Source organism: Gordonia sp. VNK1 (assembly GCF_040049135.1).
In the GTDB taxonomy this organism is placed as follows: Bacteria; Actinomycetota; Actinomycetes; order Mycobacteriales; family Mycobacteriaceae; genus Gordonia; species Gordonia oleivorans.
Genome location: NZ_JBDZDJ010000044.1, coordinates 1 through 10,869 on the forward strand (window position 1 = coordinate 1; position 10,869 = coordinate 10,869).

The window sequence follows — 10,869 nt, forward strand, 5'->3', positions numbered from 1 at the left end:
CCAAGCGGGCCTACGGATTCCACACGCCAGAAGCGCTGATAGCGATGGCCGAACTCACCCGCGGCGGCGCCTGCCCCGAACTGCCCTGGCCGTAACCCACCCACAAGAACGTCAGGAGATCCCCACTGGAGCCGGTGCAGAACAGTGAACACACCTTCCACGGTGCAGCGAAATCCATGGGCAGGGTACAGGCAAAAATGGAGCAGGAACTCGCTGGTTCGTCAGATCAGAGGTCTAGCATCGCATCCCGCACATAATTAACTCGAAACTTGAGATTCAGACCTGACGCTCGTCACTTTTGTTAACCGCGCGCTAAACCAGAATGAACGATTCGGCGCCCTTCAACCTGATCAGACGAACACGTAATTCGCCAACACGAGCTTGAACTTCCCGAAACCACCTCAGACAGAGCTGAGGGTATCAGACAGAGCTAAGGGTACCTCACCCCAACCGCACCACCTCACCGGCCCGCAAATCCGCCACATGCCCACGAACCTCGATCTGGATGGGGGCCGACGCCCCCGGCGCGGCGCTCACCTGGACCACGCGGCCGCTGACCCGCAATCGGAGGCGGTGACCGCGGTAGAACATCGCAAATTCCCCGGCGCCCAACGAATCCGGCCAATGCGGCCGCAGGATCAACCGATTTCCGCGGGTTTCCAGGCCGGTGAAGCTGCGCTGCAGCAGATCGACGCTGCCGGCCATCGCCGCCAGGTGGATACCCTCCTGAGTGGTGCCACCCTGGATGTCGTCGATGTCCGAGCGAAGCACGTCGTCGAAGAACTCCATGGCCCCATCGCGATCGGTGCGTGCCAGGACTCCGGAATGCACCAGCCTGCTGAGTGTGGAGCCGTGTGAGGTGCGCGCCATGTAGTAGTCGACGGTGCGGTCGACGGTCTCGTCGGTGAGTTCATATCCCAAGCGTTCGAACAGGTCTCGCAGCTCACTCGCCGACAGCAGATAGAACAGCATCAGGACGTCGGCCTGTTTGGAGGCCCGGTAGGCGTTGACGTCGTCGCCCTCGGCCTCCAGGATGCGGTCCAATCGGGCGATGCTGCCGTACTTGTCGCGGTAGGCATCCCAATCCAGTTCTGCCAGAGCCTCATAGCCCTCGAACTGGCTGATGACGCCGTCGTGGAACCCGACGACCATGCGGCGGGTGATGTCCTGCCAGCGTGCGGTCTCCTGCACGTGCAGACCCAGCCGCTGGGTCAGGTCGCCGCGAACCTGCAAAGGCAGCAGCGTGAGAACCTCTTCCGCACGCCGCAGCACCCACACCGACATGATATTGGTGTAGGCATTGTTGTCGACACCGTCGTACGGGCGGTCCGGGTACCCGCCGTGGAACTCGTCGGGACCGATCACCCCGCGGATGACGTACCGGCCATGCGATTCGTCGAAGGTGGCGAGACTGGCGTAGTAGCGGGCGATTTCGATCAGCATCTCGGCGCCGTAGTCGACGAGGAACTCGAGATCACCGGTCACCTGATAGTACTGCCACACGTTGTAGGCGACGGCGATGCCGATGTGGATCTGCCGCGCGCTGGGATCGGGATTCCAGTGCCCGGAATCCGGATTGAGGTGCAGCTGTTGACTTTCCTCACGGCCATCACTGCCCGACTGCCACGGGAACATCGCGCCGATGTGCCCGGCCGCGACGGCCGATGCCCGCGCTTCGCGCATCCGTAGGAAGCGGTAACGCAACAACGATCGGGTCAGCGTCGGAATCCGCAGGTTCAGCACCGGGAACACGAACATCTCGTCCCAGAAGATGTGGCCGCGGTAGGCTTCACCGTTCAAACCGCGGGCCGGCACACCGACGTCGAGTTCGGTGGTGTTGGGCGACAACGTCTGCAGCACGTGCAGCAGGTGGAAGCGGACGATGCGCAGGATGTCGGGACGGCCCTCGAAGGAGATGTCGAACCGGTCCCACAGGGTGCCCCAGATCAGCACGTGCCCGTCGAGCAGTTCGTCGAATCGTCCGAGCCGGTCGAGCCACCGGGCGGCCTCGTCGGAGGGTTCGGAGATCGCCGGGTCACGCCCGGTGAACACCGTCACCACCTTCTCCAGGGTGACCGGCTCACCGTCGCGCAGGTCCACGCCGATGTCGTGGCCGATCCGATCACCGCCGTCCGCGGTCTCGTACACCGGACGGTACTCACCGATGGGCGTGTCGTGGTTGCGCCACACCATGTTTCGGGCGGCCATCGCGACGGTGATCCGCGACTGCGTGGTCTGCACCGACAACGCCACCGCATCGGCGGACAGCTCGGTGGCCGTCACCGTCTCGAGGTGAGTGCTCGCGAGGTCACGGTACCGGGGAACCAGCGAGTTGGTGACGGCTCCGTCGAGTAGCGACCGGAACTCGACCCGCCCCGACCATCCACGCGCGACGATCGTCGTCTCCAGCGCGCAGGCGTGCGGCACATGCATTGCCACGAAACGTCTTTCGGAGACCTCGGTGACACGTCCGGCCGCGTCGCAGAATCGGAAGCGGCGGGTCAGGATGGCGCGTCGCACATCGAGGTCCTGCCGGTAGTCGAGGAGGTCGGCGCGGTCGATGTCGAACCAGTCGCCGTCGTCGATGCGGAAGGTCACGGGTAGCCAATTGGGGAGATTGACGATGCTCTCGTTGTCGATGGTGTGACCGTCGATCCGGTCGTCGAGCCGGTTGAAGACGCCGGCCGCATAGGTACCCGGATAGTGGCTGTCGCCGACTCGCGAGTCCGGTGCGGCGCCGCGAGCGGCGAACACCCCGTTACCGATGCTGCACAGGGACTCTCGCAACAACTCGGCTGCCGGATCGTAGCCGTCGTAGGTCAGCGTCCACGGGTCACTCGGCGCGGCAACATTATCCGTGGCCGAACCCAGCAAGTCGGCGAGCCGTCGCAGCAGTTCCCGTACACCGTCGGGATCGGCGACCGAGAACTCGGCGGCCGAGAAATGGTCGCCATCAGGTGCTCGCACGACGATACCGATCGAGTCGTCGGGCAGCACGTCGAAGGCGGCCTCGTCGGCGAGACAGTCGCCGACGTAGATCGGGAGCGTGGTGTCACCGTCGCCGAGCTCCTCGAGTAGCAGGCCGAGGCTGCGCCCTCGGTCCCAGGGGCCCGGCGGCGCGGTCTGCTGTGCCCCGTCGGGTGCCAGCAGGAGACGCCCGTCGAGACCCGCGTACCAGATGCCGTCAACGCCGACCCGAGCGCGCACGTCGTCGACGTCCCGGTCGCTGACCACCGCGATCGGGCAGAAGTGGGCAACGCGGACGAGTTGTTCGCGCATGCCGTCGGCGAGCGTGACGGCGGTCGCCGACGATGCGCTCGGGTCCGTGCCCGACCTCACGGTGAGCGCGTCGAGATCCACCACGACCACCGGCATCCGGTTGCGGACCCTCGCGGTCAGCTGATAGCGCGAGGTGAGCGCCTCGGGGATGCGTGACACCCGATCGAAGCCGGAGCGGACCTCGACCTGGCGGAGGCTGTCGACCCCGGCCTCGGCACCGTCGTGAGGTGAGGGGATCGCGGTTCCGGTTGCGTGGAGCCGGATGACGAGGTCGAAGCATGCGCGGTGACCGGCGACCGCGACCGTGCCGGTGGTGTCGACGAAGACCGCCCGCGCCGGGGCAACCCCGAGGTGGTGGGCGGTGTCGAGGAGCGGGTCGACGATCTCGCCTGCGGACTCGTTGTGCTCGATGACGAGGAGGTCGACGGCCATACCCGCGCCACGGATCCGCCGGATGAGTTCGACCGCTTCCGGATGGCGGGAAAGCTGTTCGCTCGCATCAAGATCGGGCGCCAGGCGGGCAACGCCGAAGATCACCGCGTCGTGACGTCGGACGTCGATGGCGGGAGTCCTCAAGGACGCCACGTCGGGTCGGGTTTCCATGTCGTCTCCGTGCTCGATCGTCCCCGGTTACCGTCGACGGTATCGGTTTCGGGAGGATAGGACGACAGTTTCGCGATCGACGTTGCGCGATCACCGAAACCGCCGACAGTGCCAGGTCGGTCACCGTCGGCGGAATCGTGCACGTGGTTGGTCGGTGTGGCTCTACGCGACCGCACCGATCCTCGGTGCGTCCTCGGTCGTGGCGGCGGGATCGTCGGCCCGTCGCATCGCGAGAAGAGCCACCGCCGCGAGGACGACCACCACGGCCACACCGAAGTAGAGCTGACGCGGTGACCATCCCGAGTCCAGTAGCACACCGGTGAGCGACGGCGCGAGAATGGCGCCGGCACGGCCGATCCCGATCGCCCAGCCCACGCCGGTCGTGCGGATGCTCGCACCGTACTGCGCCGGCGCGAGGGTGTAGAGTCCGGCGATACATCCGTTGATCAGGCCGCCGATCAACACGCCGAGCACCAACGCGACGGCGAGCATCGAGATCGAGACGATGAAGAGGACCATGACGGCGGCCGAGAGGAAGGTGAACGCGATCAGGACGGTGCGTGCCGACCAGCGGCTGGCCACCACACCGAATGCCACCGACCCGATGGTGCCACCGATGGTGAGCATCATTCCGGCGGTCGCGCTCTGATCCTTCGTCAGGCCGGCGGTCTCCAGCAGCGACGGAGTCCACGAGTTGACGAAGTAGAAGCCGTACATCGTCGCGAAGAAGGCCGCCCACAACAGGACGGTGCCCCGGGCGCGTCCGCGGGAGAACAGATCACCGATCCGCCCGCTGCCCTCGTTGCCACGTTCTGCCGCGGGAGCGAGTGCCGTGACGGGTTCCTGTCCGATTCGGCGCGCGATGGAGTTGACCCGCTCGAGGTCACCGGGACGGGCCCGCATCATCAGGTAGTCGATGGACTCGGGCAGCGATACCGCGAGTACCACCAGCACCACTCCGGTCAGCACGGCGCCGACGACAAGCACTGCGCGCCAACCATATTCGGACTGCAGTCCGACGGCGGCGAGGCCACCGAGGGTGGCGCCCACGCCGTAGCCTGCGGTGTAGATGCTGATCGCCAGACCGCGCCACCGTGACGACGAGTACTCACTGGCGATCACCGTGGTCGAGGCGAGGATCCCGCCGATCCCGAGTCCGGTCAGCACCCGCCAGACGCCGAGTTGCCAGGGCGCGGCGGCGGTGGCCGACAGCGCGGTGCCCGCCGCCGCCATCGCGACCGACGCCAGGATCAGTGGTCGCCGGCCGATGCGGTCGGCGACCGGGCCCAGTGCCATCGCGCCGATGGCCATGCCGACCAGACCGGCGCTGATCAGCACGCCGAGCGTGGCGCCGCTGAGCGCGAACTCCGTCTTGATGCTCTTGGCGGTGAACGCCATCGCCATCACGTCGTATCCGTCGAGGACGTTGAGCACCACGCACAGCGTGACGACCCACCATTGGTAGGGGCGCATCGACGCGGCGTCGATGCGGGAACGTAGATCCATGAGGTTTCCTTCGGGTGTGGCCCGGGTCAGGGCCGAGTGGTCAGGGCTGAGTGCTCAGGGCTGGAAGGTCAGGAGAGGTTGAGGGTGAGTGTCGGGCGGGTGTCGGGTGAGGCATTCGACGGGGCCGCGGCGACGCGGGACACGCAGGCGCACAGCCTGTTCGAGGCCTGCTTCTGCTGTTCACTGAGGAAGACGTCGCGGTGATCGATACTCCCGCAGACGGATTGGACGTCGACCTGGCACAGGCCGCACTCGCCCTTGCGGCAGTCGAACATCATGTCGACGCCGGCTCGTTCGAGTGCGTCGAGTAGCGATTCTCCGGTCCCGACCGTCGTCTCGACGCCCATGCCCGGCACGCTGACGACGAACGTCTCCGGGTCGAACCAGCCACTGCTGCCGAAGGTTTCGTAGCGCAGGTTGGCCTGCGGCAGTGACCGATCGTGCCAGGTGCGACGCACCGCGTCCATCAGCCGGATCGGTCCGCACATGTAGAGCTCTGTCTGCGAATCGATTCCAGCGATCAGCTCGGTGACGTCGAGGGCTGCACCCTCGGCGTCGACGTGGACCTCGAGGCGGTCGCCGTGGGTGGCGGTCAGGTCGTCGACGAAGGCCATCGCCGATCGGCTTCGCCCGACGTAGACGAAGCGGTAGTCGGCGCCGAGGCGTGCCAGCACCTCGCCCATGGCGACCATGGCGGTGATGCCTACCCCGCCGGCGAGCAGCACGTAGCGCGGCGCACCCACTCGCAGCGGGAAGTTCTGCAGGGGCGCGGTCACGTCGAGAGTGTCGCCGGGCCGCAGTGAATGCATGAACGCCGAGCCGCCCCGCGACGTCGGGGACAGCCGGACACCGAGGGTGACCCCACGACCGTCGGGCGCCCCGGACACCACGGAGTAGGAGCGGATGTCGCCGTTCGGAAGGCGTACGTCGACGTGGCTTCCGGGCAGGGCGCGCGTCGGCTCGTCGGTGGCGATGCCGATCCGTGCGATGGCATCGGCCAGCCGCTGCACCGAGACGATCTGTCCGCGTAGCCATTCGGCCTGGTTCATGGCCGCCATGTCAGCGCACCGCCTCGGCGAGGTCGGTGCCGGTGGCCAGGGCACGCTCGGCCTCGATCATGCGTTGGATGATGCGGCGCACCCACATGCCGCCGGCGTCGATGTTCAGGTTGTAGAACTCGTGGTCGGGATTGGCCTCGATCGCGCGTTGCTGCGCTTTCAGCATCTCCTCGTCCTCGCCGAACACCCCGTGGACGCCTTCGCGGAGCTGGGTGGTGATGAGCTGGCTGTCGAGGCGGTAGTTGCGCATGAAGGCCCAGAAGTACAACGCCGTCCGCTCGTCGACCGGGGTGATGGTGTTCATCACGAAGCCGTTCACACCCTGACTGCGGTCGCCGGCGGGTGCACCGGTTCCGGCCTTGGCCACGCCCACGTCGATGCGGATGGTCGACGGCGCCTGGAACTCGATGATCTGCCAGCGGTCCACACGACTGTCGAAACCAGGGAACTTGTCGCGCATGTTCTTGAGCCAGAACGGTGGCGCCTCGATGTCGTGCATCCAGCGCGACACCGTCACGGTGCGTTCGTCGTGCGTGACGACGAAGTCGGATTCGCTCAGCTCGTCCTGTCCGATCGAGGATGAATGCACGAACTCCTCATGCGTCAGGTCCATGAGATTGTCGAGCACCAACTGATAGTTGGCCTCGACGTCGATGGTGCGGCCGTCGCCGGCCCAGTCCGGTGAGTCCATCTGGAACATGTCGGGGATGGTCGACGGGTCGGCCTGGGTCGGGTCGCCCGGCCACACCCACACGTAGCGGTGACGTTCGACGACCGGGTAGGACGCGACCATCGCCGACGGGTTGATCGTCTCCTGCGCGGGCATCTTGGTGCATCGACCGGCCGAGTTGAACTGCAGTCCGTGGTAGGGGCACTGAATTCCGTCGCCGCCGACGAGCGTGCCCATCGACAGCGGCGCGAGCCGGTGCCAGCATGCGTCGGCCAGTGCGACCGGTCGTCCGTCGGTGGTGCGGTAGAGCGCCATCGGCTTGCCGGCGATGGTCCGCGACACGATCTCCGACCGGCCCACCTCGTGATCCCAGGCGGCGACGTACCAGGCGTCGAGCGGGTAGGCCATGTTCTTCGCGGTCGCCCCGGACGGGCTGAGGTCGGTCATCAGGAGTTCCTTCTGTCGGGCTGGTGTCACTCACTACATCGATAGCTAGTGGGTGATGTGGCACACACACTAACTATCTCCATAGTCTTTGGCAAGAGGGAGTTGCCTGACGTTGAATGGTGGCCATGAGCCTTCGTCATGCCCTGCTCGCGATGCTGACCGCCGGGCCGAGCACCGGGTACGACGCGGCCAAACGTTTTGAGGCGTCGGTCGGTCACGTCTGGCATGCACCCGACTCGCAGATCTATCCGGAGCTACGCCGGATGGAAAAGGACGGGCTCATCGTCGGCGAGCAGGTCCGCTGGGGACCGCGCAGCACCAAGACGCAGTACTCGATCACCGAGGAGGGTGAGAACGCGCTCCGCGAATGGGAGAACGCGTCGCTCGACTATCAACCGGTACGCGATCCCGTGCACATGCAGGCCGCGTACTACGAGTGGGCCGACCCCGACCGGGCGCGCGATCACCTGCGGCGCCATATCGCGCACTATCGCGAACAGGTCGAGTTGTGGACGTCGATACGGACGTCGATCGTCGAGGCGACGCAGCCGAACATCGCCAAACGCGTGGCGAAGTTCCCCGCCGAGGATCACGAGCGGATCATCGCCTACAAGGCCTTCGCCTACGAGGGGCTGATCGATCGCGGCATGTCCGAGATCAACTGGGCGGAAAAGGGTTTGGAGCTCATAGACAAGCTCGAAGGGTAAGGCCCGACACCCGGTCGCCATGGCGCCCGACACGGGCGCAGAGCACGTGGCAGAGTTCAGGCTGCCGGCCCCCGCGGCCGACTCATCGAAAGAAGGATTCCGTGCGCGTCACACCGAAGGTCTGGATCGGTATCACCATCTGGGCGCTGTACACCGTTCTAGTGTTCGCCGTGCAGAAGGCCATCGGCATCCCCTACGACGAGTGGGGGGATTCGGCGGCGAACCTGTGGCGCGGTGCGGTGATCTCCCTTGCGGCCGGCGCGGCGCTGATGGCGCTGATGGCCACCGTGCTCGGCTGGTGGCGTCCGGCGTTGTTCGACGACGGACGCAGCACGATGCGCTGGGCGTGGGCCGCGCCGATCGCGATGCTGGTGCTGCTGGGTGTGAATCTGACGGCCACCGATTTCGGTGAGATCGGCACCGGCTTTCTGGTCGCGGCGATCGTGCTGGGGATCGGCGTGGGGTTCTCCGAGGAGTTCATGGCCCGCGGACTCCTGCTGGTGGGACTGCGCTCCCAACTCTCCGAGCGGTGGGTGTGGATTCTGACCAGCGTCTTGTTCGGCGCGTTTCATCTGATCAACATCCTGCTCGGCGCTCCGGTGACCCAGACCGTGATCCAGGTGGTCACCGCGTCGTTGTCCGGGTGCATCTTCTATGTGACGCGCCGACTCACCGGTTCGCTGTTCATGGCGATGGTTTTGCATGGCGCATGGGACTTTTCGACGTTCGTGCAGGGGCACGCCCCGGCCTTCGCCCCGCCGGCGAGTCTCATCGTGATCGTCGGGATCGTCGCGGCGGTCGCCGCGTGGCGGATGACGGCACCCGGTCGGGACGACGTGCCCGCCCCTGCTGCGGGGCGGGCACGCGACGCGTAACGCTCAGGCGGCGACCTTATCGGCAGGCGCCTCGAGCGTCTGGTTGCGCATCACCAACCAGTGCAGCCCGGCACCCAGGATCGCACCCAGCACCCAGGCGAAGCCGGAGAGTTCGTGCAGTGCCGGCACCCACACGGTGGCGACGGCGAACACCGCCGACGCCGTGAATGCCCACAGCGCACGGATATTCCAGCCCTTGTTGAAGTAGTAGGTGCCGGTCTCCTCCATCGAGTACAGGTCCTGCACCTTGAGCTTCTGCCGGCGCAGCACGAAGTAGTCGACCACCATGATCCCGTACAGCGGTGCGAGAACCGCACCGAGAGTGTCGACGAACTTCGGCAGCCCCGCATTGCCGATCAGTGACACCCAGAGCGCACCGATGATGAAACCCAGTACCGCAGTGATGAATCCGGCGATCCGGAAGTTGAGCTTCTCCGGTTTGAGATTCACGATGTCATACACCGGCGGAATGAAGTTGGCCACCAGGTTGATACCGACGGTCGCGACGAAGAACGTGACCGCGGCCAGGATGCTCAACCACACGTTGCCGATCTCTCCGACGATGTCGGCGGGGTTGGTCAGTGGCTCGCCCTGACCGTCTTGGAACACGATGTAGGCGCCGGCGGTGATGAACAGCGAGAGCAGCGTGAAGAAGGTCAGACTGACCGGCAGGCCGAGGAGGTTGCCTCGTTTCATCTCGCCCTCGTTGCGGGTGAAGCGGGCGAAGTCGCCGAAGTTGATGATGACGGCCGAGAAGTAGGCGATCATCGTGCCCACCACACTGACAAAGGCGCCCATTGCCGCGGTCCCCTGCTTCTCACCGGCGAACAGATCTCCCACCGCACCGAGAAGGCCGGAACCGGCCTGCCACCAGATCGCCACCAGCAGCAGGATCATCACGACGTACACGGCGGGCCCGGCGAAGTTCAGGAACTTCACGATCCCGTCGAGACCGCGGACGAACAACCAGATCTGGAACGCGGCGACGGCGGTGTAGGACACCCAATCCACCCAGGTCATCCCGAGGAACTTGCCGGTGGGCGCCTCGCCCAGGATCGCGTTGATCGCCAAAGCGACTGCGGTGGAGGCGAAGTAGGTTTGCGCGCCGTACCAGAAGATGGCCACGATGCCGCGGATCGTCGCCGGGAACATCGCTCCACGCACACCCATCGATGCTCGCGCGACCACCGGGTACGGGACTCCGTAGGCGACGCTGGGGCGACCCGACCAGTTCACGAAGAACATCACGAGGGCGCCGGCGAGGACGATCGCCGCGAGGACGAACCAACCGTTGATTCCCGCGGTGACGAAAAGGCTTGCGGCCAGCGTGTATCCGGCCAGACTCTGCACGTCGTTGGTCCAGACGTTGAAGATCTCGAACCAGCCCCACTTGCGTTGATCCCTGGGGGTGGGCGCGAGTTCTTCGTTATGCAGGGAACTGTGCGCGGACGCAGCATCGAAGTCGACGACGACGGCCGAAGGCGACGACGTCACGATCCTCGGCTCGGCGGGTTCGTTGTTGGGCGAGGTCATGGGGCACCACCGGATTCAGGGTTGGCGACGCCGGAAGCGCCGGATTTGCACGATTTCAGCGAATCTAATACTACAGCCGTAGATCGCGGGTTGTGAGGTTGCGCGGCGTGTTTGCGCTGGTGGGAGCGGCTGCCGGGGCATGATTTGTGGTTTGTGAAGACAACAAAAACACCCGCGGCAGCCGCGGGTTT

The 10,869-nt window shown here is 65.7% G+C and carries 7 protein-coding genes; 2 read left to right on the forward strand and 5 right to left on the reverse strand.

What is annotated here, in order from left to right; genetic code table 11:
- Nucleotides 1–441 precede the first annotated feature (441 nt).
- The 4 genes from ABLE94_RS25910 to ABLE94_RS25925 all read right to left on the reverse strand — a co-directional run bounded on the left by ABLE94_RS25910 (nt 442) and on the right by ABLE94_RS25925 (nt 7,563).
- Nucleotides 442–3,882 carry a glycosyl hydrolase family 65 domain-containing protein gene (locus ABLE94_RS25910; RefSeq protein WP_348810278.1) on the reverse strand — a complete coding sequence of 1,147 codons (3,441 nt, stop codon included), beginning with the start codon at nt 3,880–3,882 and terminating at the stop codon, nt 442–444.
- A gap of 162 nt (nt 3,883–4,044) precedes the next feature.
- Nucleotides 4,045–5,388 (reverse strand): MFS transporter, encoded by a 1,344-nt coding sequence (locus ABLE94_RS25915; RefSeq protein ID WP_348810279.1) that lies wholly within the window; start codon nt 5,386–5,388, stop codon nt 4,045–4,047.
- Nucleotides 5,389–5,456: 68 nt separating this feature from the next.
- The gene (locus ABLE94_RS25920; RefSeq protein ID WP_348810280.1) at nt 5,457–6,446 is read right to left on the reverse strand and encodes a PDR/VanB family oxidoreductase; all 990 of its coding nucleotides are present in this window, start codon (nt 6,444–6,446) and stop codon (nt 5,457–5,459) included.
- 1 nt (nt 6,447) lies between these two features.
- Nucleotides 6,448–7,563 carry an aromatic ring-hydroxylating dioxygenase subunit alpha gene (locus tag ABLE94_RS25925; RefSeq protein ID WP_348810281.1) on the reverse strand — a complete coding sequence of 372 codons (1,116 nt, stop codon included), beginning with the start codon at nt 7,561–7,563 and terminating at the stop codon, nt 6,448–6,450.
- A 125-nt stretch (nt 7,564–7,688) separates the two neighbouring features.
- On the opposite strand from ABLE94_RS25925, the gene ABLE94_RS25930 reads away from it, so the two are divergent.
- Entirely contained in the window at nt 7,689–8,270 is a 582-nt protein-coding gene (locus tag ABLE94_RS25930; protein ID WP_348810282.1) for a PadR family transcriptional regulator, read from the forward strand.
- Nucleotides 8,271–8,371: 101 nt separating this feature from the next.
- Complete coding sequence (locus tag ABLE94_RS25935) at nt 8,372–9,145, forward strand: CPBP family intramembrane glutamic endopeptidase (RefSeq protein WP_348810283.1); 774 nt, start codon at nt 8,372–8,374, stop codon at nt 9,143–9,145.
- Nucleotides 9,146–9,148: 3 nt separating this feature from the next.
- Here ABLE94_RS25935 and ABLE94_RS25940 read toward each other — a convergent pair whose 3' ends face one another.
- Nucleotides 9,149–10,678, reverse strand: a complete 1,530-nt coding sequence (locus ABLE94_RS25940; RefSeq protein WP_348810285.1) for an NCS1 family nucleobase:cation symporter-1 — start codon at nt 10,676–10,678, stop codon at nt 9,149–9,151.
- Nucleotides 10,679–10,869 lie beyond the last annotated feature (191 nt).